Origin of the sequence: Streptomonospora mangrovi (genome assembly GCF_027604915.1) — a bacterium.
GTDB classification, from domain to species: Bacteria; Actinomycetota; Actinomycetes; order Streptosporangiales; family Streptosporangiaceae; genus Streptomonospora; species Streptomonospora mangrovi.
Genome location: NZ_JAJAQC010000060.1, coordinates 1 through 25,380, shown reverse-complemented (window position 1 = coordinate 25,380; position 25,380 = coordinate 1). Strand labels below are relative to the sequence as shown.

23 protein-coding genes and 1 pseudogene are annotated in these 25,380 nt (G+C 73.6%); 22 read left to right on the top strand and 2 right to left on the bottom strand.

Going from position 1 to position 25,380, the window contains the following annotated elements:
• The first annotated feature begins 6 nt into the window (after positions 1-6).
• From LG943_RS24615 to LG943_RS24525, 19 genes and pseudogenes are all read left to right on the top strand, one after another.
• Complete coding sequence (locus tag LG943_RS24615; RefSeq protein WP_270074749.1) at positions 7-633, top strand: hypothetical protein; 627 nt, start codon at positions 7-9, stop codon at positions 631-633.
• A gap of 203 nt (positions 634-836) precedes the next feature.
• A complete protein-coding gene (locus LG943_RS24610) occupies positions 837-2,618 on the top strand; it encodes an acyl-CoA mutase large subunit family protein (RefSeq protein WP_270074748.1) in 1,782 nt (593 codons plus the stop codon).
• Between the two features lie 232 nt (positions 2,619-2,850).
• A complete protein-coding gene (locus LG943_RS24605; protein ID WP_270074747.1) occupies positions 2,851-4,017 on the top strand; it encodes a hypothetical protein in 1,167 nt (388 codons plus the stop codon).
• Between the two features lie 99 nt (positions 4,018-4,116).
• Positions 4,117-4,545, top strand: coding sequence for a hypothetical protein (locus tag LG943_RS24600; protein WP_270074746.1), 429 nt, complete (start codon positions 4,117-4,119; stop codon positions 4,543-4,545).
• 569 nt (positions 4,546-5,114) lie between these two features.
• Complete coding sequence (locus LG943_RS24595; RefSeq protein WP_270074745.1) at positions 5,115-5,930, top strand: helix-turn-helix domain-containing protein; 816 nt, start codon at positions 5,115-5,117, stop codon at positions 5,928-5,930.
• A complete protein-coding gene (locus LG943_RS24590; RefSeq protein ID WP_270074744.1) occupies positions 5,923-6,108 on the top strand; it encodes a DUF397 domain-containing protein in 186 nt (61 codons plus the stop codon). The genes LG943_RS24595 and LG943_RS24590 overlap by 8 nt, the downstream gene beginning before the upstream one ends.
• Positions 6,109-6,219: 111 nt before the next feature.
• The gene (locus LG943_RS24585) at positions 6,220-7,167 is read left to right on the top strand and encodes a tetratricopeptide repeat protein (RefSeq protein ID WP_270074743.1); all 948 of its coding nucleotides are present in this window, start codon (positions 6,220-6,222) and stop codon (positions 7,165-7,167) included.
• A gap of 289 nt (positions 7,168-7,456) precedes the next feature.
• A complete protein-coding gene (locus LG943_RS24580; protein WP_270074742.1) occupies positions 7,457-8,179 on the top strand; it encodes a cytidylate kinase-like family protein in 723 nt (240 codons plus the stop codon).
• A 337-nt stretch (positions 8,180-8,516) separates the two neighbouring features.
• On the top strand, positions 8,517-9,980 hold the full coding sequence (locus tag LG943_RS24575) for an NAD-dependent malic enzyme (RefSeq protein ID WP_270074741.1): 1,464 nt from the start codon (positions 8,517-8,519) through the stop codon (positions 9,978-9,980).
• Positions 9,981-10,085: 105 nt separating this feature from the next.
• Positions 10,086-10,673, top strand: coding sequence for a YqgE/AlgH family protein (locus LG943_RS24570; RefSeq protein ID WP_270074740.1), 588 nt, complete (start codon positions 10,086-10,088; stop codon positions 10,671-10,673).
• A 167-nt stretch (positions 10,674-10,840) separates the two neighbouring features.
• Positions 10,841-11,095 (top strand): DUF3039 domain-containing protein, encoded by a 255-nt coding sequence (locus LG943_RS24565; RefSeq protein WP_270074739.1) that lies wholly within the window; start codon positions 10,841-10,843, stop codon positions 11,093-11,095.
• Between the two features lie 417 nt (positions 11,096-11,512).
• Positions 11,513-12,322: a class E sortase gene (locus LG943_RS24560; RefSeq protein WP_270074738.1), complete on the top strand. Its 810-nt coding sequence runs from the start codon at positions 11,513-11,515 to the stop codon at positions 12,320-12,322.
• A gap of 7 nt (positions 12,323-12,329) precedes the next feature.
• Positions 12,330-12,497: a hypothetical protein gene (locus LG943_RS24555; protein ID WP_270074737.1), complete on the top strand. Its 168-nt coding sequence runs from the start codon at positions 12,330-12,332 to the stop codon at positions 12,495-12,497.
• Between the two features lie 677 nt (positions 12,498-13,174).
• Positions 13,175-13,726, top strand: coding sequence for a hypothetical protein (locus LG943_RS24550; protein WP_270074736.1), 552 nt, complete (start codon positions 13,175-13,177; stop codon positions 13,724-13,726).
• Positions 13,727-13,872: 146 nt separating this feature from the next.
• Positions 13,873-15,590: pseudogene (locus tag LG943_RS24545) on the top strand (DEAD/DEAH box helicase).
• Positions 15,591-15,820: 230 nt separating this feature from the next.
• Positions 15,821-16,921, top strand: a complete 1,101-nt coding sequence (locus tag LG943_RS24540; protein ID WP_270074735.1) for a zinc metalloprotease — start codon at positions 15,821-15,823, stop codon at positions 16,919-16,921.
• A gap of 460 nt (positions 16,922-17,381) precedes the next feature.
• Positions 17,382-19,253: a serine/threonine-protein kinase gene (locus LG943_RS24535; RefSeq protein ID WP_270074734.1), complete on the top strand. Its 1,872-nt coding sequence runs from the start codon at positions 17,382-17,384 to the stop codon at positions 19,251-19,253.
• Positions 19,254-19,372: 119 nt separating this feature from the next.
• On the top strand, positions 19,373-20,383 hold the full coding sequence (locus tag LG943_RS24530) for a tryptophan--tRNA ligase (protein WP_270074733.1): 1,011 nt from the start codon (positions 19,373-19,375) through the stop codon (positions 20,381-20,383).
• 227 nt (positions 20,384-20,610) lie between these two features.
• The gene (locus LG943_RS24525) at positions 20,611-21,405 is read left to right on the top strand and encodes an FkbM family methyltransferase (protein WP_270074732.1); all 795 of its coding nucleotides are present in this window, start codon (positions 20,611-20,613) and stop codon (positions 21,403-21,405) included.
• Between the two features lie 113 nt (positions 21,406-21,518).
• Here the strand turns inward: LG943_RS24525 and LG943_RS24520 are convergent, their stop codons facing one another.
• On the bottom strand, positions 21,519-22,091 hold the full coding sequence (locus LG943_RS24520; protein ID WP_270074731.1) for an isochorismatase family protein: 573 nt from the start codon (positions 22,089-22,091) through the stop codon (positions 21,519-21,521).
• A 97-nt stretch (positions 22,092-22,188) separates the two neighbouring features.
• Positions 22,189-23,502, bottom strand: a complete 1,314-nt coding sequence (locus LG943_RS24515; RefSeq protein ID WP_270074730.1) for a nicotinate phosphoribosyltransferase — start codon at positions 23,500-23,502, stop codon at positions 22,189-22,191.
• A gap of 262 nt (positions 23,503-23,764) precedes the next feature.
• Between LG943_RS24515 and clpS the strand changes: the two genes are divergently transcribed.
• The 3 genes from clpS to LG943_RS24500 all read left to right on the top strand — a co-directional run bounded on the left by clpS (position 23,765) and on the right by LG943_RS24500 (position 25,241).
• Complete coding sequence (clpS, locus tag LG943_RS24510; protein WP_246425051.1) at positions 23,765-24,055, top strand: ATP-dependent Clp protease adapter ClpS; 291 nt, start codon at positions 23,765-23,767, stop codon at positions 24,053-24,055.
• Between the two features lie 136 nt (positions 24,056-24,191).
• Positions 24,192-24,755 carry a DUF2017 domain-containing protein gene (locus tag LG943_RS24505; RefSeq protein WP_270074729.1) on the top strand — a complete coding sequence of 188 codons (564 nt, stop codon included), beginning with the start codon at positions 24,192-24,194 and terminating at the stop codon, positions 24,753-24,755.
• 72 nt (positions 24,756-24,827) lie between these two features.
• The gene (locus LG943_RS24500) at positions 24,828-25,241 is read left to right on the top strand and encodes a M67 family metallopeptidase (RefSeq protein WP_270074728.1); all 414 of its coding nucleotides are present in this window, start codon (positions 24,828-24,830) and stop codon (positions 25,239-25,241) included.
• Positions 25,242-25,380: the final 139 nt, after the last annotated feature.

Below are 25,380 nucleotides of genomic sequence, written 5' to 3'. Positions count from 1 at the left end.
GCCGCCATGTCCGACCACGACCGCCTCGACGACTCGGCGCTGGCGCCGTACACCTCCTACGACCCGCAGCCGACACGCGCGGCTCCCGGCCACGAGAACTGGAGCTACGCCCACACCGTGTACCGCTTCCAGGGCGCCTGGGAGGTCCGCGCGGCGGCGCGGGAGGCTGCCGCCGCCGAGGCCGCGGAGCTGGGCGCCCTCATCCGCGAGATCGCGGAGCGGTCGGCCGGTCTGCCCGACGAGGCGCGCCGCAGCCTCCGCCCCTACGGCGAGGAGGTGGAGAAGGCCCAGTACCGCCTGGACGTCCTGGCGGGCAGCCTCTACGCCGACCAGCAGGTCAGGCTGGAGCCGCCCCGGCGCGACCCGCTCCGGCACATCTCCCACCTCACCCGGGCCGGTTACGGGCGGGCGGTCATGCGCGCGGCCAGGAGCGCGCTCACCGACGCGGTCCTGGACCTGGCCGACCAGGCGGCGGACCTGGTGCGGGAAACCGCGCGGGGCCGGGCGGCGGGAGGCGCTCGACGCGACGGAGCGGGGCCGCTCCGTCCCCGGCGCCGGCCAGGGCGGCGCCGCCTCCCCGGCCGCCGACGCGCGCCTCGACGCGCCGAGGGGCGCGGCGCCGGACGGGAATGACGCGCGAGCGGCGGCCGCCGACTCCGCCCGGCACCGCCCGGACACCGGCACCGAGCAGCGGGCGCCCCGCCTTTAGCGGCGGCGCGGCGGGCTCCATGCGCGTCGGTGCCCGCCGCCCCGCGCTGCGCTCCTTGCGCACCGGCGCGCACCGGTGCGTCGCGCGGTTCCTATACAAATATAGTTGGACGTCCTACTATTGGGGCATGGCCAAGGCTGAGGAGATCGCCGCGGGCCGGGCCCGCTGGCAGGCGCGCTATGACGCCGCGCGGGCACCGCGCCAGGGGCGCGGCGCCGCCGCGCCCGAACCCCGCACCACCCTGTCCGGGCAACCGGTCGACCCCGTCTACGGCCCCCCGCCCGGAGCCGACGTCCCCGGGTTCGAGCGCATCGGGTGGCCGGGGGAGTTCCCCTTCACCCGCGGCCTGTACCCCACGGGCTACCGGGGGCGGCCGTGGACCATCCGCCAGTTCGCCGGCTTCGGCAACGCCCACCAGACCAACGAGCGCTACCGCATGATCCTGGCCTCCGGCGGCGGCGGGCTCTCGGTGGCCTTCGACATGCCCACCCTCATGGGCTACGACTCCGACGCCGCCATGGCCCTGGGCGAGGTCGGCCACTGCGGCGTGGCCGTCGACTCCGCCGCCGACATGGACGTCCTGTTCGACGGCATCCCGCTGGACGAGACCACCACGTCCATGACCGTCAGCGGCCCGGCCATCCCCGTCTTCTGCATGTACCTGGTGGCCGCCGAACGCCAGGGCGCCGACATCACCACCCTCAACGGCACCCTCCAGACCGACATCTTCAAGGAGTACATCGCCCAGAAGGAGTGGCTGTACCCGCCCGAGCCGCACCTGCGCCTCATCGGCGACCTGATGGAGTACTGCACCGAGAACATCCCGGCGTTCAAGCCGCTGTCGGTGTCGGGCTACCACATCCGCGAGGCCGGGGCCACGGCCGCGCAGGAGTTGGCGTTCACGCTCGCCGACGGGTTCGGCTACGTCGAACTGGGCCTCTCGCGCGGGCTCGACGTCAACAAGCTGGCGCGCGGGCTGTCGTTCTTCTTCGACGCCCACATCGACTTCTTCGAGGAGATCGCCAAGTTCCGCGCGGCCCGCCGCATCTGGGCCCGCTGGATGCGCGACCGCTTCGGCGCCACCGACGACCGCGCCATGTGGCTGCGCTTCCACACCCAGACCGCCGGCGTCTCCCTCACCGCCCAGCAGCCCTACAACAACGTGGTGCGCACCGCCGTGGAGGCGCTGTCGGCGGTGCTGGGCGGCACCAACTCCCTGCACACCAACGCCCTGGACGAGACCCTGGCGCTGCCCACCGCCACCTCCGCCGAGATCGCCCTGCGCACCCAGCAGGTGATCATGGAGGAGACCGGCGTGGTCAACGTCGCCGACCCGCTCGGCGGTTCCTACTACGTCGAGGCGCTGACCGACCGGCTGGAGGAGGAGGCCGAGCGGATCTTCGAGCGCATCGAGCGCATGGGCGCCGCCAAGGAGGCCGAGCGCGCCGAGCGCGCCGGGGGCGGCGCCGCCGCGACCGGCCGCGACGCCGCCGAGCACGCCATCGGCCCCATCACCTCGGGTATCCTGGCGGGCATCGAGAACGGCTGGTTCACCTCCGAGATCGCCGAGTCGGCGTTCCAGTACCAGCAGGCGCTGGAGAAGGACGAGAAGCGCATCGTCGGCGTCAACTGCCACACCTCCACCATCACTGGCGAGGTCGAGACCCTGCGCATCAGCCACGAGGTCGAGGAGGAGCAGAAGCGGGTGCTGGCCGAGCGCCGCGCCAAGCGCGACCAGGCCGCCGTCGACGCCGCACTGGCCGACCTGCTTGACGCCGTGCGCGACCCCGCCCGGCCCAATCTGATCCCGGTCATCCTCCAGGCCGCCCGCGTGGAGGCCACCCTCGGCGAGATCTGCGGCACGATGGGCCAGGAGTTCGGCACCTACACCGAGGACCCCCGGCTCTAGCCCGAGGGCATCCCGGCGGCATCCCGGCGCGCCGCGCGGGAGGCAGCGACCCAGGGGCGCGCGGACGCACCGTCCGCGCGCCCCCTTGCGCGCGTGCGGGCGGCTGCGGGCACGGCCGGGCGCCCGGCGCACCGCGCGGCCTCCGGCGGGGTTGTGCCGGGGGCCGCCGTGCAGCATGATCCTGTGGACTCCGCCGCCGGTGCTGCGCGCGGGGCGACACGGGAGGCGAGCGATGTACATCCACTCCACCGAGGGCGACTACCACACGATGCTTTCGCCGACCCTGGGCCAGGTCTCCGACGTGCTCCGGGGGAAGTACACCGACGCCCGGAAGGGCTACCAGGCCGCCGCCCGCGAACTGCGGAAGGCGGCCGGTCCCGTGGTGGAGCGGCTGGCGGAATTGAAGGGGATCGTCGGCCGCCTGCCCGACACACCCCTTTCCGACGCCGACGGCTCCCGCGCCGCCGCCGAGGGCCTGCGGGCGCTGCTGCGCGAGGGTGGGCGCCTTGCCGACGAGGGCGCCTTCCACGAGCCCGGCATGTGGGCCTACTCGACCGACCCGCCCCGCACCGCCGCCGAGAGGGCGGAGATGGGCGCGGATCTGTACGTCCGCAGGACGGCGATGGTCGAAGAGCGCACGGCGAATGTCAACGCGTTCGCCGGGAAACTCGCGACGACGGTCGCCGAGTACCGGGAGCGCGAGGCCGCACGGCTCGCGGTCCGGGGGGACGCCGCCGTGCGGAGCGGGCATGCGGAGTCCGCCCTTTCGGCGTCCGGAGCAGGGGCGGGCAGAGGGGCGGGAGTGGACCTGCACTGCCGCTCCGAGGCCGAGTACTTCCAGCACCTGCTTCCGGTGCTGGGACGCGTTTCCCCGACGACCGAGGCATACGTCTTGGAGCGGCGGGACGCCTACCAGGCGGCCGTTAAGGACATGCGGAAGGAAGTCGGCGACTTAAGGAAGAAGGCGCACGAGTTCGCCGCCCTGGTGGTGACCGCCGAGTCGCGCGGTGACGCTGAGGTGGCGCGGCGGATGCGGCCGTGGCTCGACAAGGCCATGGCCGAGGTGAACAGCACCGAGTACCACGAGCCGGGCTACTGGCGGTTCGGCGGCGTCACCGCCGACCATGAACCCGGCGGCGCCCGCGAGGCACGCGAACTGGCCGCTCAGGGGGTCCTCCAGTACGAAGGCAGGACGGCCGACGTCAAGCGCCAGACCGCCAAGGGCAGGAGCATGGCGGACAACCTGGACCGGGTGACCGCCTCGTACCTGCGGCAGACGGCGGCCCTCCATGACAGTCCGGGCAAGCGGGCGAGGCGGAGCGCCCGGCGGAGAAAAATGCTATCCGCCGCCCGTCAACAGCCGCCGTCCTCGGGCGCCGGGAGGGGACGCACCGCATAGTCCTTTCGGGTTGTCGAACTTCCGGTGAACGACGATGATCTTCTGCGGACCCTGCCCCGTCTGTATTCACCTGCCGCGAATGAGAAGTGAGAGGCGACAATGGCGTCTGCCGAAGAAGAACGAGACCTGCTCGCCGCACGGGTGTCCGCCGAGGTCACCTCGCCGCCGCCCGAGGCGCCGCAGACGGACGGCGAGCAGGCGGTGCAGTCGGGGGCGGAGATGGCGTCCCTGGTTGAGGACGCTGCGCGGGGAATGACCAGGGCCGCCCTCGTCTCGTCCGTGGGCGGCGTCCCCGGTATGGAGGCGATCGGGCTCGACACCCCCGCCGCCGGCGTCGACCCGACGCAGGCCGCCGCGACCGTGGCAGAGAAGTTGGCCTCGGCCGCCGTGGAGAGGAAGGACGGCGAGCGCCGTATCACGGACGTCGCCAAGGGAGCCACGGCGAAGGACAAATCTCTTGAGGACATCGCCACCCTGCGCGCGAACGACAGGTACGTCTCCCTGTCCAAGGGCGCGGTCATCCGCTGAATGACGGGGGCGGCCGCAACGTGGGAGAAGAACGCGGCCGCCCCTCTTTGTTGTGGGCGGGGGGCTGGCACTCCCCGCCCGGCGGGGCTATGCCCTACCCCGCCTTATCCGGCGGTGGCCGCAGTGCTGGTGAGACAGCCGACCGCCGTTGGGAGAGCGCCCGCGACGGCGCCCTCCTCCCTCAACCCTCGTTCCGGCCAGGGAGTGGCCGGGGGAGGGGAGTCGGTTAGTGCGTGGTACCGGAAGTGCCGGTGCACGTAGGGCCGGATCCGGGAGGTGCGTCGGACCCGTCGGACGGGTCTTTTATGCGGGAGCGGAGGGAGCGTCTCGTTGGCGCTCAAAGGATTTCCGCAGTACCCGCATACCTCCTCAGTGTTGTTGGGCCTGGTGCAAAGCCGACATTCCCGCCCTTCTGTGTTTTCCATTCGCGTCTCCGAGGTTCGGATGGTGCTGCTCGGTTGACTGCAATCATGGACTGCACAGCCACCACCTGCCATAACTGCTACATTTCTGTGTTGGCTTGTCGGGGCTGTAGATTCCTGTATTGGGGCTGTGCGAGGATGTGTTCTATGGCGGAGAAGCAGCACGCCCAGTACATTCAATGGGGCGATGAACTGCGGCGCATACGCTCGTCAGCAGGGCTGATGCAGGACCAGTTGGCCAATCGCGTCAACGTGGCAGCGTCGACTATCAGTAGTCTGGAACGTGCCACGCGAAAGCCCAAAGCAGACCTAGCGGACGCGCTCGATGCCGCTCTCTCCACGGGCGGCACCCTTCGGCGATTGTTTGAGGACTTGACGAACCAGCGCCAAGTCCCTGATTGGTTCCGCAATGCCGTGCTGTTGGAACGGCAGGCCATCGAGATTCGCGAATACGAGCCACTTTTCGTTCCCGGACTCTTGCAGACGGCGGAGTACGCCTACTCCATGCTCTTGGGCCGGAGGAACCGCCATACCCGTGACGAGTTGATGCAGATCGCTCGCGCTCGGGCTGAGCGGCTTCCCGCCTTGGCGGACAAGCGTCCGGTGATGTGGTTCGTCGTCCGCGAGACAGCGCTCGCCACGGTCGTCGGAAGCGGCAGGATCATGAAGGACCAGTTGGGGCATATCGCGGCGCTGATCGAGGAGGAGACGATCTATCTCCAGGTCCTTCGCGACGCTCCCATTACGCCAGGGCTGACGCTCCCCCTCCGGATCAACACGTTGAACGCGAACCAGTCCGTGGTGTACGCGGAGCACGCCCTTGGTGGGGAGACCTTCGAGAAGGCGGAGAAGGTCGCTGAAATCATGAGCCTGTTCGGGTCGCTCCAGGCTTCCGCGTCGTCCCCCGAGGACTCCCTGGCCATGATCAAGAAACTAGAGGAAGAGATGGACGGCAATGCGTGAGTGGCACAAAAGTAGCTACAGCTCCAACCATGGAGGCAACTGCGTCGAAGTGTCCGAAGGCCCTCGGACCTTTGTGCGGGACTCCCAGCAGCGGCACCTCGGGTTCCTCTCGTTCCCCGCACGCGAGTGGGCGTCCTTCCTTCGCGATGTGAAAGACGACGCCCCGGACCGCTCCTAGCCTTCCGATGGGAACCCCTCCCCCCGTGAGGGGTTCCTCCGCCTCCTGTGTGACCCGACTCGGCCTGTGGATACTTCACTCGCGCCCTTGCGCATGCGGCAGGATGGAAGCATGCAGCCTTCGGACTACTCCATGCAGGGCGCGGTCGACCTCGGTGCTCGCAAGGCGGCCTTGGAACGCGAGGCCAAGCGGCAGGCCGAGGCGTCATCCGGCCACGCCAACCCCTACGCCATCGACATCAGCGAGGAGAACTTCCAGCAGGAGGTCCTCGAACGCTCGATGAGCGCCCCCGTCATCCTCGCGGTCCTCCAGGCCCGCTCCGAGCAGTCGAACCAGGTCGAGAAGGCCCTCGACAAGCTCGCGGTCGAGGCGGGCGGCCAGTGGGCCGTCGCCAAGGTCGACGTCCAGGCCAGCCCGCAGATCGCGCAGGCGCTGCGCGTGCCGGGCGTGCCCATGGTCGCCATGGTCATCGGCGGCCAGGTCGTGCCCGGCCCCGTCGGACCCGCCACCTACGACCAGCTCCGCGACTGGCTCGGCCAGGTCTTCGACGGCCTGCGCCAGCAGGGCATCCTGCCCCAGGAGTACGCGGGGCTGGGTCCCCAGGGCGAGGCCGACCCCCAGGAGGCCGCCGGTCCGGCGGGCGGCGGCGACCCCGCCGACGTCGAGGCGCAGGAAGCCCTCCAGCGCGGCGACTTCGCCGCCGCCGAGGCCGTCTACGCCAAGGTTGTCGAGGGCGACCCCAAGAACGACGAGGCCCGGTCCAAGCTGGCCCAGGTCCGCCTGCTCACCCGGGTGCACGCCCTCGACGCCGCCGCCGCGCGCAAGGCCGCCGCCGACGACCCCGCCGACGTCGAGGCCCAGATCAACGTCGCCGACATCGACATGTACGGCGGCAAGATCGAGGACGCCTTCGACCGGCTGATCGCCACCGTGCGGCGCACCAGCGAGGACGACCGCGACCGCGTGCGCAAGCACCTGCTGTCGCTGTTCGAGATCCTGCCGCCCGGCGACCCCCGCGTGGGCAAGGCGCGGCGCGCCCTCACCTCGGCGCTGTTCTAGCCGCCGCGTCGGCCGCCGCCTCGCGGCCGGCGCCCGGCCGATCCGTCGCCGCTGCTGCCACCCGCCCCGCTCCGCCGCCGCGCGGCGCGGGGCGGGTGACCCGCCCGGCGACCCCGGCGGTACAGCCCCCTGCCCCTGCCACTTCCCCTGCCACCCGCCCTCTGCCGGGCCGACCCCGCGCGGTGGACCCCAAATCGGCACATATGCGCGCCCGGGATGCTAGGCGCGCCCCCGTTGCGGGTACCACCCAGGCACGTACGAGCACAGCCGACAACGGGCGGTGGCTGCGATGACCCACGTGGTGACGATCTCCGCGACCTTCGGAGCGGGCGGCAGCGTGGTCGGCCCCTCCCTCGCCGAACGGCTCGGGGTCCCGTTCGTGGACCGCGCCATCCCCACGGCCGTGGCCCGCGAGATCGGTTGCTCCCTCCAAGAGGTGCTGGAGCACGACGACCGCGCGCCCACCGGGTTCCAGCGGCTGCTGGCGGGCGCGGCCCGGCTGCCCGCCATCACCCCCGGCAGCGTCGACATGACCTACATCCCCGCCGCCGACGGCGAGGGCCGGCTGCTGTTCGACCACGAGTTCGTCGACCGCACCGAGCAGGTGATCCGCAAGGTCGCCGAATCCGGGGGCGTGATCCTCGGCCGCGCCGGGGCCTCCGTGCTCGCCGACAACCCGCGCGCCGTGCACGTGCGGCTGGACGGCCCGCCCGAGCGGCGGCTGCGCCAGGCCACCGTGCTGCGCGAGTCCACCGGCCGCGAGCCCGCCCACGGTGAGAGCGGGGAGGGCACGGGGAGCGAGGGCCGCCACGCCCAGTTGTGGAGCCCGCCCACCATGCGCGACCTGCGCGACAACGACCGCGCCCGCGCCGCCTACGTGCGCCGCTTCTACCAGCGCGACCCCGCCACGGCCGCGCTCTACCACCTGGTGCTGGACTCCACCGTGATCGACCTGGACACGTGCGCCGACCTCATCGAGCGCGTGGTGCGCGAGCACGCCGACCGGGAATAGCGGCACCGCAGGCCGTCCCGCCGCCGAGCCCGCCGCCAAGACCGCCTAACACCGCCGGTCCGGGCCGCCCGCCGCGCGGGCGGCGGCACTCGGGGGCGCGGCCGGTGTCCGCTTTCTCACGATGAGGCCGCACGCAACCAGCGGTGGTGATGGCACTATGAGAGGTGCGGCTTGACGCGGCCGTCCGGCCGGCCCGGCGCTCGGCCCCCGCCCCGCGCCGCCGCGGCAGCGACCGCCCCGCGCCCCGGCGCCCGGCTGAGTTCCCCCCGCCGCCAAGGCACCCGGCACGCCAGGCACGTCGCGACCTGTGCCAGATCCGTGAATCAGAGGAGCTTACGTGGCCACCCTTCCCAGCGTTTCCTATTCCATAACGGTTCGTCTGGAGCTGGACGGACACGGCAGCGCGGTGGGCAGCCTCACCAACGCAGTCGAGCACGTGGGTGGCGTCATCACGGCCCTCGACGTCGCCTCGGCGGGCCACGAGCGCATCCGCATCGACGTCACCTGCGCCGCCCGCGACACCGACCACGCCCAGGCGATCGTCGACGCGCTCGGCGCCATCGAGGGCGTCACCGTGCACAAGGTCAGCGACCGCACCTTCCTGATGCACCTCGGCGGCAAGATCGAGATGAAGTCCAAGGTGCCGCTGCGCAACCGCGACGAGCTGTCCATGGCCTACACCCCCGGCGTCGCCCGCGTCTCGCAGGCCATCGCCGCCAACCCCGACGACGCCCGCCGCCTGACCATCAAGCGCAACAGCGTCGCCGTGGTCACCGACGGCTCGGCCGTGCTGGGCCTGGGCAACATCGGCCCCCAGGCCGCCATGCCGGTCATGGAGGGCAAGGCCGCGCTGTTCAAACGCTTCGCCGACATCGACGCCTGGCCCATCGCCCTGGACACCCAGGACGTGGACGAGATCGTGCGCACCGTGCAGATCCTCGCCCCCGGGTTCGGCGGCATCAACCTGGAGGACATCTCCGCGCCCCGCTGCTTCGAGGTCGAGGCGCGGCTGCGCGACCTGCTGGACATCCCCGTCTTCCACGACGACCAGCACGGCACCGCCATCGTGGTGCTGGCGGCGCTGCGCAACGCCCTGCGCGTGGTCGGCAAGAACCTCAGCGAGGTCCGGATCGCCATGTCGGGCGCCGGCGCGGCCGGCACCGCCATCCTCAAGCTGCTCATGCACGCCGGGGCCAAGGACGTCATCGTCTGCGACATCCACGGCGCCGTGCACTCCGGGCGCGACGACCTCGACCCCAACCTCGCCTGGATCGCCGAGAACACCAACCCCGAGGGCTACTCCGGCGACCTGCGCGGCGCGGTCAACGGCGCCGACGTGTTCATCGGCGTCTCGGCGCCCAACGTGCTCGACGGCGACGACATCGCCGAGATGAACGACGACTCCATCATCTTCGCGCTGGCCAACCCCGACCCCGAGGTCGACCCCGAGGTCGCCCACCTGCACGCCGCCGTCGTCGCCACCGGCCGCAGCGACTACCCCAACCAGATCAACAACGTGCTGGTCTTCCCCGGCGTGTTCCGCGGCCTGCTCGACGCCCAGAGCGACCACGTCGACTCCGACATGATGGTGGCCGCCGCCAAGGCGCTGGCCGACGTGGTGACCGACGACGAACTCGGCCCGCACTACATCATCCCCAGCGTGTTCCAGCCCGACCTGTCCGGGCACGTGGCCGCCGCCGTGCGCGAGGCCGCCCTGCGCGAGCAGGAGCGCCGCAACGAGCGGCGCGGCCGGGCCGAGGCCGCCGCGCGCGCCGACCGGGGCGACGCCGGAATCCGCTGACGCCGGCACGGCCGCGCGGCGGGGCGCCCCCGGCGCCCCGCCCGGCCGTCCACAGCCGCCACAGCGCCGTTGGCGTCGGCGGCGCGATCGGGGTAAAGGTGGAACATGAGCGAGCCGACCCTCACGGGGAGCCTGCTGGTGGCCACGCCCCGGCTGGAGGATCCCAACTTCCGGCGGGCCGTGGTGTTCGTGGTCGACGACGACCCCGACGAAGGCACCCTGGGCGTCATCGTCAACCGCCCCTCCGACCTCCCCGTCGGTGAGGTGCTGGGCGACTGGAGCGGGTTCGCCAGCGACCCCGCCGTGATGTTCTCCGGCGGGCCGGTGGGCACCGGCGCCGGGCTGGCGCTGGGCCTGGCCGGCGGCGGCGACGCCCCGCTGGGCTGGCGCCCGCTGGAGGGCCGCACCCACGAGGGTTCCAGAGTCGAGGGCCTGGGCGTGGTCGACCTCGACACCCCGCCCGAGATCCTGGGCGGCGCGCTGGGCCGCTTCCGCGTGTTCGCCGGCTACTCCGGGTGGGGCACCGGCCAACTCGCCGGCGAGATCGCCGAGGGCGCCTGGTACGTCCTGCCCGCCGTGGCCGACGACGTGTTCTCCCCCGACCCCGACCTCCTGTGGCCCCGGGTGCTGCGCCGCCAGGGCGGCGATCTCGCCTTGGTCTCGACCTTCCCCGACGACCCGAGCCTGAACTGAGCGCGGGCCGCTGCCGATACCGTGGAGGAAGCGCGGCACGGCAGCGGCGACGGCGCCCCCCGGGGGCACCCGGCCGCCCATGCCCGCCGCGCGGTGAGGCAGGAGCGGTGCGGCGAGGGAGGCACCGCGTGTGAGCACCGAGGAGGTGTGAGGGCACGATGGCGACGATGGCGACGGACACGGCGATGCACGTCGTGAGCAAGGTCAAGCCGGACAGCGAGACCCGGCCGGACATCTCGCACGACGACGGCGACCGCGAGCGGTTCGCACACTACGTGCAGAAGGACAAGATCACGGAGAGCGCGGTCACCGGCAGCCCGGTGATCGCGCTGTGCGGCAAGGTGTGGGTCCCCAACCGCGACCCCAAGAAGTTCCCGGTCTGCCCGGAGTGCAAGAAGATCTACGAAGAGATGATGAAGTAGCGGGCTGCGCGGCGGCCCGGGGGCGTCGGCACCCGGGCGCTCGCACGTCCGCCGCCGCGCCGGCCCGGCGCTTACCGCCGCGCGGCGTCCCGGCCCGGCTCCGCGGACCGCCCCCGTCCGGCCGGTACCGCGCCTTTGCCCGGCCCGGCATCGCGACCCTGCCCGGCGCCGCGCCCCGCGCGGCGCCACTCCGCGACCGGCCTCGCGGCCGACCCCGGCCGCCCGGGATCCCCCGATGACTGCTGTGCCGTCCCTCCGGGCGCGGTACGCTCCTCACTGGACAGATCGCCGCATTCGGCCCAACCGGGCCGGACGCGCGGACTCCCCACCACCCGCACCGCCATGCCCAGGCCCCGTGGCACGCGCCCGCTCGCCGCGCCCGGGCGCGCAAGGGGCGGCACGTCGACGGCAGGTCACATGGTCTACACAAGCGAACGCCATTCGCACCGAGGGTCGCGCGGCCGCGGATCCCGAGGCCGCCGCAGAAGGCACCCCGAGCCGCCGCGCGAGCGCACGGGCGGCGACATCGCGCGCGGCATCGTCCGCGGATTCGGCGAACTGCTGTTCACCGCCGGGCTGCTCATGCTCTTCTTCGCCGCCTACGAGGTCTACGGCAAGCAGTTCGAGACCGACCGCGAGCAGGACCAGTTGGCCCAGGGTCTGGAAGACCAGTGGGAGCAGCAGGAGGTCCGCGGCCCCGACTCCGAGCCGCTGCCGGGCTCGGCCAACAGCCGCCTCTACATCCCCGACCTGGACCTCCAGTGGGTCGTGGTCAACGGGGTCAGCCAGGAGGACATCCGCTACAGCCCGGGCCACTACGGCGACGACGCGGTCAGCGGCGGCGACGCCACGGCCGCCGGCCAGCCCGGCAACTACGCGGTGGCCGGCCACCGCACCCCCGGTATCTTCTGGGACCTGGACCTGCTGGAGAACGGCGACCAGATCGTGGTCGAGGACGCCGAGAACTTCTACACCTACGAGGTGATCGAGGAGCGCACGGTCACCCCCGACCAGGTGGAGGTGGTCGACCCCGACCCCTTCAACGCGGAGAACAACGAGGACCCGCAGCGCTCCCTGCTGACGCTGACGACGTGCGCGCCCCGGCTGAACAACACCCACCGGCTGATCATCCACGCCGAACTGACCGACACCCGGCCCAAGGACGAGGGCATGCCCGAGAACATCGCCGACATGGCGCCCGAGACCCAGGCCGCGGCGGGGGAGTGATGCGCTGATGTACGGCCTCATCTGGCGCGTGCTGCCCGGCCCCTGGCCGGTGAAGCTGCTGCTGACCCTGGTACTGGTGGCGGCCGTGGCCGCCGGCCTGTGGTTCTACGTCTTCCCGGCGATCGACCCCTACATGCCGTTCAACGACGGCGCCGTGGAGGTCGAGGGCGGCTAGATCGCGGATGGCCCCGAGCCCGGCGCGTTCGGGTCGGGCGGACCCACGGCAGCGTCCCGCGAAGGGCGCCGGAGCTTCACCGGAGCTTCACTTTCCGCTCGGTCGGGGGTGGCTAGGCTCCCTCCATGAATCTTGCGGGCTTGTTACAGGGTGCGGCCTACCTCGCTGTATCGGGGGTCTTGGGCATGGCGGCTTGGGCCGGTTTCCACACCATCAGGGACGCCCTGCGCAACCGGCGGACGCGGGTCGACAACCGGCGGGCGGAGGTCGGCAGGCAGGCGAACGCAGAGGTGGCCCACCAACTCGCGGAGCTCCGCAAGGAGGTCGCCCAGCAGCGAGAGGCCGCCGAGCAGGCGCGACGTGACGCGCAGGAAGCCCAGGTCACGCAGCGGGCGCAACCCGGCGCGCGAGCGGGGGCCGCGCAGCGCCCGACGGTCAACCCCGCGGCGAACATGACCCGCTCCACACTGCGGGTGGCGGCACAGAACCGGGCCGCCTCAGCAGGCGCCACCCAACCCGCGCGCCCCGACGCCCGCCCCACCCCCACCCGCCGGGGTGCGGCCGGTCGGCGACGGTAGGGGCTGACCCGGCCGACACGGCGTCGGCACCGGCCGCGTGCGGCACCCGAAGGTCCGTCCAGGATTGCCAATCCCCGCTTGTGATGGCAGCGTGCCTTCATGGTTAAAGAGTTCATGCGCATGGCGCTCCGCAGCTACGGAACGGCTGCCGTGTCCGCGGTCGCGCGTTCGCTCGCGTTCTCGCTCGCGCTCAACAGGGCGGCCGGCATGACGGCCGCCAGAGCCGTCGGCGTGGTGGCTGGCAAGGCCGCCGGCCCGATGGCCGAGAAGGTGGAAGCGGGACTTGCCCTGAACGCGACCCGGTGGGAGGCCGCTGCGACCGGCCCGCGGAATCCGCCGGACCGCTGGGCACTGTCGGCCGGGCAGAACGCGGCACAGGTACGAACCGCAGACACCGCCTTGGACCGCACCGTGGGGCGTATGGCGGCCACACAGGAGCGGTTGGAGAGCAACGACCGGGTTCCCGAGGCCATCGTCGCGGCCCACGGGCAGCAGTTGGCCCTCGCCCGGGAGAACCAGGCCCGGCGCGTTTCCGGCCAGGACGCCCCTCGCGGCCTCCGGCCGGGGCGGGGTGATGCGGCGCGCCTTCTTGACTTGCCGCGCGGCGCCCTGGCCCGGGCGGTCAGATCGGCCAGCAGCGCCCGACTCTGAACCTGCCTCCCGACCACCGGCCCTGCCCCCGCCGCCTTCCGTGCCCCGGCGCCGCGCGGAAGTGACCAACGCGCCCGCCGTTCCCCGCCGTCCCGGCCCCCTCGGGCGGATACCCTCATCCGAGTGAGTACCAGGGGAACCGCAGCATGACGCTTGTTGACACCACCACCGACGAACGCCTCGCCGGCCTGCGGCAATGGCAGCGCGAAGCGTTCGAGGAGTACTTCCGGCGCGAACCCCGCGACTTCCTCGCGGTGGCCACGCCCGGGGCCGGCAAGACGACGTTCGCGCTCACCCTCGCCAGCGAGCTGCTGGCCCGCCACGTGGTGCGCGCCATCACGATCGTCTGCCCCACCGAGCACCTGAAGAAGCAGTGGGCCGAGGCCGCCGCCTACTTCGGCATCGCGATCGACCCCGACTTCAAGAACGGCCAGGGCGCGCTCGGCAAGCAGTACATCGGTGCCGCCGTCACCTACGCGCAGGTGGCCGCGCACCCGGCGCTGCACCGCAACCGCACCGAGGCCCGCCGCACGCTCGTCATCTTCGACGAGGTCCACCACGCCGGCGACGCGCTGAGCTGGGGCGACGCGGTTCGGGAGTCCTTCGAGCCGGCGGCCCGGCGGCTGTCCCTCACCGGCACACCCTTTCGCTCCGACGTCAACCCCATCCCGTTCGTGGACTACGTCCAGGACCACAACGGCGTCCGCCGGTGCTCGTGGGACTACAGCTACGGCTACGCCCCGGCGCTGTCGGACGGGGTCGTGCGCCCGGTCATCTTCATGGCCTACTCCGGCGAGATGCGCTGGCGCACCCGCGCCGGCGACGAACTCGCCGCGCGCCTGGGCGAGCCGCTGACCCAGGACGCCCTCTCCCAGGCGTGGCGCGCCGCGCTCGACCCCAAGGGCGACTGGATCAAGCGGGTGCTGGCGGCGGCCGACCGCCGGCTCACCGAGGTCCGCAACAGCTTCCCCGACGCCGGCGGCCTGGTGATCGCCACCGACCACGAGAACGCCCGCGCCTACGCCCGCATCCTGCGCCAGATCACCGGGCGCGGCGCCACCGTGGTGCTCTCCGACGACCCCACCGCCAGCAAGAAGATCAAGCAGTTCTCCGGGTCCGACGAGCGGTGGATGGTCGCGGTGCGCATGGTGTCGGAGGGCGTGGACGTCCCCCGCCTGATGGTCGGCGTCTACGCCACCTCCACCAGCACCCCGCTGTTCTTCGCCCAGGCCGTGGGCCGGTTCGTGCGGGTGCGGCGGCGCGGCGAGGTCGCCTCGGTGTTCCTGCCCTCGGTGCCCAGCCTGCTGGAGTACGCCGGCGAGATGGAGCGCGAGCGCGACCACGCGCTGGACCGCCCGATCCGCGAGGGCGACTTCGACCCCGAGCAGGACCTGATCGACGAGGCGCGCAAGAAGCGCGACACGCCCGACGCGGGCGAGGAGCTGCCGTTCGAGACCATGGAGGCCTCGGCCGAGTTCGACCGGGTCCTCTACGACGGCGCCGAGTTCGGCGGCGGCGCCCCCGGCTCCCCCGAGGAGGAGGACTTCCTGGGGCTGCCCGGCCTGCTGGAGCCCGACCAGGTCGCCCAACTGCTGCGCAAGCGCAAGGGCGAGCAGCGGGCCAACGAGCGCAAGGCGCCCAAGGACACCTACGAGCCGCCGGCCCACGAGGTCCTCGCCGAGCTGCGCAAGGAGCTGAACACGCTGGTGGGCGCCTGGCACCACCGCACCGGGCAGCCGCACGGGGTGATCCACACCGAGCTGCGGCGGGTCTGCGGCGGCCCGGCGATCGCCCAGGCCAGCGCCGACCAGATCCGCGCCCGCATCGCCAAGATCCGCACCTGGGGGCCACGGGCGGGCGCTAGCCGCCACGCCGCACCGCGCCACACCCCACCGCGCCGCGCTGTGCCGCACCGGGCGGGGGCGGACGCGCCGAGAGCGCGCCCGCCCCCGCCCGGTCCGTGTGCGCCCTGTCCCCAGAGCAGGCGGACACCCCGGACAGCCGCGCCATGGCCGCCCATGGCCGGGCAAACACTTCGCAACGCGGGTGCGCCGGGACAGGCGGGTGGTAACCACACAACTACCGTCCGTGTCTATGAATCAAGGTGGAAAGGCCCCGAGGGGCACGAAGAACGGCAAACCGGTCAGGACGGTCGCGGCGTGGGGCGGGCTGCTGGTCGGCGCGGCGGCCCTCGCCGGGGTCGTCGCCACGTCGGCGGCCCAGGCCCAGACCGGCGCCGACCCGGCCCCGCCCGACTGCCCGCCCGAGGGCGCCGCCGCCCGCCTGGCCGAGGCGCGCCGCGACGACGGCATGCTCAGCGCCGAGCAGGCCGCCGACTACGACCGGCTGCTGCGCGAGAAGCTGCGCCACCAGCAGGCGCCCGCGCAGTCGGCCGACGGCGCCGCCGTGCCGTTGGTCGTGCACGTCGTCCACGCCGAGGACGGCACCGGCGACGTCGACGACGGCACCGTCCAGGAGCAGGTCGACGTGCTGAACAAGGCGTTCGCCGGCGGGTTCGCCGGGGCCGACACCGGGTTCTCCTTCGACCTGCGCGACGTCACCCGCACCGCCAACGACGCCTGGTTCGAGGACTTCACCTCCCACGCCGACGAGGCGAGGTCGCAACTGCGCCGGGGCGGCGCCGAAACCCTCAACCTGTACCTGGTCAACATGGGCGAGGGCGTGCTCGGCCAGGCCACGTTCCCGCAGGAGTACGAGACCGACGCCGCCGCCGACGGCGTGATGGTGGACTACCGCACCGTGCCCGGCGGCAGCCGCGAGAACTACAACCTCGGCTACACCGCCGTCCACGAGACCGGGCACTGGCTGGGGCTGTTCCACACCTTCCAGAACGGCTGCGACCGGCCCGGCGACTACGTGGACGACACGCCCTACCAGCGCGAGCAGTCCAGCGGCTGCCCCGAGGGCAGTGACACCTGCCCCCAGCGGGGCGCCGACCCCGTCCACAACTTCATGGACTACAGCGACGATCCGTGCCTGAACAACTTCACCCGGGGCCAGGCCCGGCGGATGGCCGAGCACTGGGAGGCGTTCCGGGCGGGCGGAGACGCGGCCACCCGGCTCTCACCGCCCGGCGACCCGGGCGCGCCGACCGAGCCCCGGAGCCCTGACCAGGCGCCCGCCCCGGCGCCCGAGCCCGCCCCGGCACCGGCCCCGGAGCAGCCGGCCGGGTAGCCGCCCCGACGGCAGGAGCGGCGGCGAACGGGGCTGAGCACCTCGGACCTGTGAGGGGAAGGGCGCTCAGCCCCGTGGGCGTGCCGCCCGCCGGCGGCGGTCTCGGCTGCCGGTGCCGTCCCATCGCCTCTCGCATCCCGGCTCCGGGCTTCTTGCGCCGCCCGCTCGGGGCGGTCCTCCTCCCCACCGATTCCCCACCGAACCGGCCGAGCCGGACGGGCCGCCGAACCGGAGAGCGCCTTACCCGCGTCCCACCGGAAGAGGCCGCACCACGGGAAGCGCGGAACGAGCGGGGTTCCGGCCGCGTCGGAACGGTAGTGGCTTACCGCCCGTCCGGCCGGAGCCGCTCAGCGCCACGCCGCCCGGCCGGCCCCCAGGGGCCGTTGCGGGCGCGTGGGCGTTGGGCCGGTTCCGGCGGCCGTGCGGAGCGGCCCCTGCCCGGCACGGAAGGGATGCAGCCATGGCAGTTCCCCCCGATCCCCCGCACGACCCCGGCTCCCACGACACCGGCCCCCAGACCCCGGCGCCCCCGACCGGCGCCCCCGACCGCCTGCCCGTCGGCTTCAGCCCGCTGCTGCCCGAGGATCCCGCCACCGTCGGACCCTTCGCCCTGGTCGGGCGTATCGGCGCGGGCGGCATGGGGGTGGTCTACGGCGCCCTGGACTCCGCCGGGCGGCGCATCGCCGTCAAGGTGATCAAGCCCGAGCACGCCCGCCAACCGGCCTTCCGCGCCCAGTTCGCCCGCGAGGCCGAACTCCTCAGCCGGGTGTCCGCCGAGTGCGCGCCCGCCTTCCTCGGCGCCGAGACCACCGCCGCCCAGCCCTGGCTGGCCACCGAGTTCGTCCAGGGCGGCTCCCTCAGCGACCACCTCGCCGCCGAAGGCGCCCTCAGCGGGCCGGCCCTGCGCGCGTTCGCCGCCGGGACCGCCGAGGCGCTGGCGGCCGTCCACGCGGCCGGGGTCGTGCACCGCGACATCAAGCCGGCCAACGTCGTCCTCTCACCCGAGGGGCCGCGCGTCCTCGACTTCGGCATCGCCCGCGCGCTGGACGACCCCCGCCCCGAGGAGGCCGTCTACGGCACCCCCGGCTGGGTGGCGCCCGAGCGGCTGGAGGGGCGGCCCGCCACCCCGGCCACCGACATGTTCGCCTGGGGCGCGCTGGTCGCCTGCGCGGCCACCGGCCGGCGGCCCTTCGGCGCCGGTGACCCCGACACCCGCAACCAGCGGGTCCGCGCGGGCCGGGCCGACCTCGACGGCGTCCCCGAGGACCTGCTGCCGCTGGTGCGGCGGGCGCTGGCCGCCGATCCCGCCGAGCGGCCCACGGCGGCCGAGGCGCTGGCCGCCGTGCTGGAGATCGCCGGCGCGCCGCAGGCCCCCGCCGGAACCGAGCCGCGCCACCGAGTCCGCGCCCTGCTCAGCGCCACCTGGCGCGGGTTCGGCGCCACCGGGCGCGGCGCCGGGCCGTGGGTGGCGGCGGGATCGCTGCTGGCGCTCTCCTCGGCCACCGCCACGGCCGCCGGCGGGATCGCCGGCGGCGCGGCGGCCGGCACCGCCGCCGGAGCGGGCGGCGCGGGCGCCGCCGCCGGGGGAGCGGGCGCGGCCGCCGCCGGGGGCGGCACCATCCTGGGCATGAGCAAGGGCATGGCCCTGACCGCCGCGCTGGTCACCGCGACCGCCGCCGTCGGCGGGGGAGTGGCCGCCGGCCGGCTCCTCGACTCCGAGGAGCCCGCGCCCCCGGCCGCCCAGGACAGCCCCAGCCCATCGGAGTCGGGGGACCCCTTCCCCCAGCGCGTGGCGTTCCGCTCCGTGGAGTTCGTGTTCCCCGAGGACTGGACCGTGGAGCGGATCGAGGACGACTTCCAGACCCCGGGCAGCCCCACACCGGAGTTCGAGGAGTGGGTCGCGGTCTTCCCCGGCGGCGGCTCCTGCGACGCCGACCTGACGTGGACCTACCCCAGCGCCGAGGGCTGCGAGCACATCAAGATCCTCGGCCCGCTCGGCATCGCCCGGGGCGGCCCCGGCTGGGGACCCCTCGACCAGAACACCTTCTACGTGCCCAGCGGAGACGTCGCCCCCTGCCCCGAGGGCGTGGAGCAACTGCCCTACGACCGCGAGGCGGACGTGGACCAGCCCGAGGCCGGGCTGGCGCCCATCGGCGGCCTCGACGCCTACCACAACGAGTTCACGGTGCCCTGCCTCACCGAACCCGGGTTCGACTTCGCCGCCTACCGCCAGCGCACCTGGCTGCTGCCGGAGTCGGAGATCCTGGTGGTGGACAACATCGGCGTGCCCGAACTGGACGACATCCTGGCCGAGGCCGAGACCGGGGACTAGCGGCGCGGCGGCGGCCGGACCGTCGGCGGGAGCGCGCGCGGCCCGCCAGGTCCGCGCGGTCCGGCCGACGCCGCGCCGCCGGTCCGGCCGCGCGCCGCCGCCCCGATAAACTCGGCCGCATGGCAGCGACCAAGACCTACCTCACGGGGATCCAGACCTCCGGCATGCCCCACCTCGGCAACTACATCGGCGCGATCCAGCCCGCGCTCGCCGCCGTGGAGTCCAACGAGACGCTGTACTTCCTCGCCGACTACCACTCGCTGAACTCCGTCAAGGACCCGGCGAAGCTGCGCGAGGACATCCGGTCGGTCGCCGCCACCTGGCTGGCCTGCGGGCTCGACCCGCAGCGCACCGTGCTCTACCGCCAGTCCAGCATCCCCGAGGTCTTCGAACTCGCCACCATCCTCGCCAGTGTCACCGCCAAGGGCCTGATGAACCGGGCGCACGCCTACAAGGCCGCCCGCGACCGCAACGAGGCCGCCGGCAGCACCGAACTGGACGCCGGGATCAACATGGGGCTGTTCAACTACCCCATCCTCATGGCGGCCGACATCCTGGTGATGGAGGCCGACGTCGTGCCGGTGGGCCGCGACCAGACCCAGCACATCGAGTACACCGCCGACATCGCCGAGGCGTTCAACCGCCTCTACGGCGACTCCTACAGCTTCCCCATCCCCGAGGGCTCCTACCCCGAGGGCCAGGGCAGCGTCCTGCCGGGCGTCGACGGCCGCAAGATGAGCAAGTCCTACGACAACCACATCCCGCTGTTCATGCCCGAGAACAAGCTGAAGAAGCTGATCCGGCGCATCCCCACCGACTCCACCCCGGTCGAGGACCCCAAGGACCCCGACACCTCGGTGCCCTTCCAACTGCTCACCCACTTCGCCGAGCCCGAGCGCACCGACGCCATCCGCAAGCGCCTGGAGGCCGGCGGCATGGGCTGGGGCGAGCTGAAGAACGAGCTGTTCGAGGTGCTCAACGCCCGCTTCGGCGGCATGCGCGAACGCTACGACGCGCTGATGGAGCCCGGCAGCGAACTCGACGACGTGCTGGCCGCCGGCGCCGTGCGCGCCCGCGAGCGCGCCCGCGCGACCCTGGCCAAGGTCCGCGCCGCCGTCGGCATCGACTAGGACGGCCGCCGGCCCCGCCCCGCCGGGCGGGGCCGCGCTGCTCACGGCCGGGGCGGAACCCCCGCGCGGCGCGGCCGCGCCGGTGCGTGCGGCGCGGCCGGTGCGGGGCTAGCATGACCGAGCCGCGCCGGGGTTCGCGGTCCGCTCCCGACCCCGGCGGCCCGCCGGGCGGATCCCCGCCCGGCACCGCGCACCGTCCGCCGCCACACGTCTTCCAGGGATTCGGCATGACCACTCGCCCGCGACCGCAGGACGTCCCCGCCCCCCGCAGCGGCCCCGCGCCGCTGCGCGCGGTCGGCGCCGCCCTGCGCGGCCTGTCCCCGCACGCGTTCTTCATCGAGCGCGAGGTCGCCGGGCTCGCCGAGGTCGTCGGCCCCGGCGCCGTCTGCCTGGACATCGGCGCCGAGTACGGCCTCTACACCTTCACCCTCGCCGACCTGGCCGGCCCCGCCGGCGCGGTCTACGCCGTGGAGCCGCTGCCCGGCCCCGCGCGCTTTCTGACCACGGCCGCCAGCGCGCTGGGGGCCGACAACGTGCGCGTCCTGCGCCGCGCGCTGGCCCGCGAACCGGGCACCGGCACGCTCAGCCTGCCGCTGCGCCGGGGCCTGCCCGTGCACGGCCGCGCCTACCTCACCACCGGCGCCGCCTCGCCCGGCCCCAACGCCGAGTTCTCCGCCGCCCGCACGGTGGCCGCCCCGGTCAGCACCCTGGACTCCCTGGCCGCCGAACTGGGCCTGGACCGCCTCGACTTCGTCAAGGCCGACGTGGAGGGCGCCGAACTCGCCGTCATCGACGGCGGCGCCGCCGTCCTGGAGCGCCACCGCCCCGCCCTGCTGCTGGAGATCGAGGACCGCCACCTGGCCAAGTACGGCGCGCGGGCCGCCGACGTCGCCGACCGGCTGACCGCCATGGGCTACCGCATGCGCGTGTGGGTGGCCCGCGCCTGGCGCGACGCCGACCGGGTGCGCGAGGGCCACCGCAACTACCTGTTCGTCCCGGGCGCGCCCGACCGCCGCTCCTGAGGGCGCGGGCCGGCCCGCCGGCGCCCCCGGGCACGACGCGCGTACCGCACAACACAAAGCGCGGTGCCGCCACAGCCGTGGCGGCACCGCGCCCGCCTCACGCGCGCGGCCGGTCAGGCCACGACCGGTTCGCCCTCCAGCGCCACTCCCCGCTCCGCCAGCCCGGCCAGGGCGGCGTCGATGGTGGCCCGCGACACCCCGGCGGTGAGGCCCAGCAGCACCCGGGTGGAGAACCCGGCCTCATCGGCGTCGACGGCGGTGGCGCGCACGCAGTGGTCGGTGGCGATCCCCACCACGTCGACCTCGGTGACGCCGCGCTCGCGCAGCCAGTCGGCCAGCGAGCGGCCGTCGTCGTCGGCGCCCTCGAACCCGCTGTAGGCGGCCGAGTAGGCGCCCTTGCTGAACACGTTCTCCACCGCGCCGGTGTCCAAGGCCGGGTGGAACTCCGCCCCGGTGGTGCCCGCCACGCAGTGGCGCGGCCAACTGTCGACGAAGTCGGGGGTGTCGGAGAAGTGCGACCCCGGGTCGATGTGGTGGTCGCGCGTGGCGACGATGTGGGCGTAGTCGCCCCGGTGGTCGGCGATGTGGCGCGAGACCGCCGCCGCCACCGCGGCGCCGCCCGACACCGCCAGGCTCCCGCCCTCGCAGAAGTCGTTCTGCACGTCGACCACGATCAAAGCCCTCATTGGCCCGAATCCTTCCCTGCTTCAGCGCCCGCGGAGCGCGCCCGGCCGGTGCCGGGCGACCACCCCCGGGGGTCTACCTGCCCCATCTCCGCCCCGCTCAGACCTGCGCCGGCGCACCGAAGTGCGTGGGGATCACCGGCTCGCCGCGCGTCATGCGCCGCGCGGTCCCCGGCAGCTCGGCCACCGAGCGGGCGTGCCGCTCCCGGGCGTCGGCCAGCGGCTCGCGGCCCACCACCTCGCCGCCGGCCACCAGCCGCCGCAGCAGCGGGCGCACCCCCTCGGCGGGCGCCTCGTCGCGCTCCAGCACCAGCTCGGCCACTGCCGTGCCGTGCTCGTCCAGCCGCCGGAACCCCCACTTGCGCCCGCCCCGGCTGGGCTTGCCCACCGACTTCTTGGCCACCGGCAGCAGCGGCGAGCCGGGGTCCTCGCCGGAGCGGGCCACCAGCTTGTAGACCAGCGACGCGGTGGGCGCGCCCGAACCGGTCACCAGCGCGGTGCCCACCCCGTAGCCGTCGACCGGGGCGATGGCCAGCGCCTGGATGGCGTGCTCGTCGAGGTCGCCGGTCACCACGATGCGGGTGTCGGCGGCCCCCAGCCCGTCGAGCTGGCGGCGCACCCGCGCGGCGATGTCGCTGAGGTCGCCGGAGTCGATCCGCACCCCGCCCAGCTTGGGCCCGGCCAGCTCCACGGCGGTGCGCACCGCCTCGTCCACGTCGTAGGTGTCCACCAGCAGCGTGGTGTCGGCGCCCAGCGCCGCCACCTGCGCCTCGAACGCCGCCCGCTCGGAGTCGTGCACCAGGACGAAGGCGTGCGCGCTGGTGCCCGCCGTGGGCACGCCGTAGCGCCGCCCCGCCTCCAGGTTGGAGGTCGAGCCGAACCCGGTGATGTAGGCCGCGCGGGCGGCGGCCACGGCCGACATCTCGTGGGTGCGGCGCGACCCCATCTCGATGATGGGCCGCCCGCCCGCCGCCAGCGTCATGCGCGAGGCGGCCGAGGCGATGGCGCTGTCGTGGTTGTAGATCGACAGCGCGACCGTCTCCAGCAGCACCGACTCCGCGAACGTCCCCTCCACCACCAGGATCGGTGAGCCGGGGAAGTAGGTCTCGCCCTCGCCGTAGCCCCACACCTCGCCGCTGAAGCGGTAGCCGGCCAGCCACTCCAGGGTGGCGTCATCCAGCCCGCCCGCGTCGGCCAGGTAGTCCAGGGCGCCGGTGTCGAAGCGGAAGCGCTCCAGCGCGTCGAGGAAGCGGCCGGTGCCGGCGACCACGCCGTAGCCGCGGTTCTCCGGCAGCCGGCGGGCGAACATCTCGAACACCGCGCGCCGGTGGGCGGCGCCGCTTTGCAGCGCGCCCTGGAGCATGGTCAGCTCGTAGCGGTCGGTGAGCAGCGCGCTGGTGGGTTCATCGGTCATAGCGTGCAAGCCTAGTTTGTGTCTGTCGGTATCAAAATGGGGCGTCCGCTATGACACTGCCCACGAGATCACCCCCGCAACGGTGGGACAATGGAACCCGCGGAGGCCGCGCCGCGGGGGAAACCCGCAGCGCCCCCCGCGCGTTGGTCCGGGCGGACGCCCGCGCGGCCGGGCGCCCCGGCACCCGCCGCGCCGCGCCCCGGCCGGCGGACAACCCGATTTCAGGCCGCCACACACGCGGACGGAGGCAGGTGAGCCACCCTTGACAACGGCACCGGTCGAGCTGGAGCGGCCGGAGACCGAGGAGCACGTGCGGCCCGACCTCCCATGGGTCACGATCGTCTGGAACGATCCGATCAACCTGATGTCGTACGTCACCTACGTCTTCCAGGCCGTTTTCGGCTACTCCAAACGCAAGGCGCACGCGCTCATGCTCGACGTGCACCACAAGGGGCGCGCGGTGGTGTCCTCGGGCACCCGCGAGGAGATGGAGCGCGACGTCTCGATCCTGCACGAGTACGGCCTGTGGGCCACGCTCCAGCAGGACACCTGAGCCGGCACCGCGCCCGGCGCGGCCCCGCCCGGCGGGCGGCCGCCCACGCGGCGGCCCCGCCCGGGCCGCGCCCGCGCGCGGCCCCCCGGCACACCGGCAGGCAACCCCACAGCAGGCGAAACGGCGGATCTCCCAGATGACCAAAGGCTTCCGACCCGTGCGCGGCGGCGTCACCATCGACCTCGACGCCGACGAGGTCGAGGTGCTGCGCTCCATGGCCGCGCTCGTGCTCGACCTGGTCGAGCCGCCGCCCGAGCGCGACGAGTTCGAGAGCATCGTGGGCATCGGCACCAGTTCCACCCCGCCCGAGGACCCGGTGCTGGCCCGCCTGTTCCCCGACGCCTACAGCGACGACTCCGCCTCGGCGGGCGACTTCCGCCGCTACACCGAGGACGGCCTGCGCCGCCACAAGCGCGAGAACGCCCAGGCGATCGCCGCGGCGCTGCCCCCGCGCGGCGGCGGGCGCGTCACCCTCGACCTCGGCGACGCCCACGCCTGGCTCAAGGCCCTCAACGACGTCCGCCTGGTGCTGGGCACCCGCCTGGGCATCGAGGAGGAGACCTTCGAGGCCTACCTGCGGGGGGAGTACTCCGTGCCCGAGTCCGAGGCGGTGGCCATGCACGTCTACGACTGGCTCGGCGGCCTCCAGGAGACCCTGGTGCAGGCCCTCTTCGGCGCCGGCTCCACGGGCCGCCGCTGAGCGCCGCCCCACCCCGGGCCAAGCCATACCCAGCGAGTGGGTATGGATAGCGCCTCGGCTAGGCTGAGCCCCATGCTGAGGATCAACCGCGCGGTCTATGCGCGGATCGTCGCCCACGCGCGCCGCGACCACCCCGACGAGGCGTGCGGGGTGGTGGCCGGCCCGATCGGCTCCGACCGCCCCGAGCGGTTCATCGAGATGGTCAACGCCGAGCGCTCCCCGACCTTCTACCGGTTCGACTCCCACGAGCAGTTGAAGGTCTGGCGCGAGATGGACGACCGCGACGAGGAGCCGGTGGTGATCTACCACTCCCACACCGCCACCGAGGCCTACCCCTCGCGCACCGACATCTCCTACGCCTCCGAGCCCAACGCCCACTACGTCCTGGTGTCCACCCGCGACCCCGAGACCGCGGAGTTCCGGTCCTACCGAATCCTCGACGGCCAGGTCACCGAGGAGCCCGTCGAGATCGTCGACACCGACTGACCCCGCCCGCCCGCCGCGCCCCCGGCCCCCCGCGCGGCGGAATCAGCGGCGCACCGCGCCTGTTGCACTGCACGGCACCGGCGCGGCCCCCCCCCCGCGGGGCCCCCCCGACCCCCCCGCCGGGGGGGGCCCCCCCCCC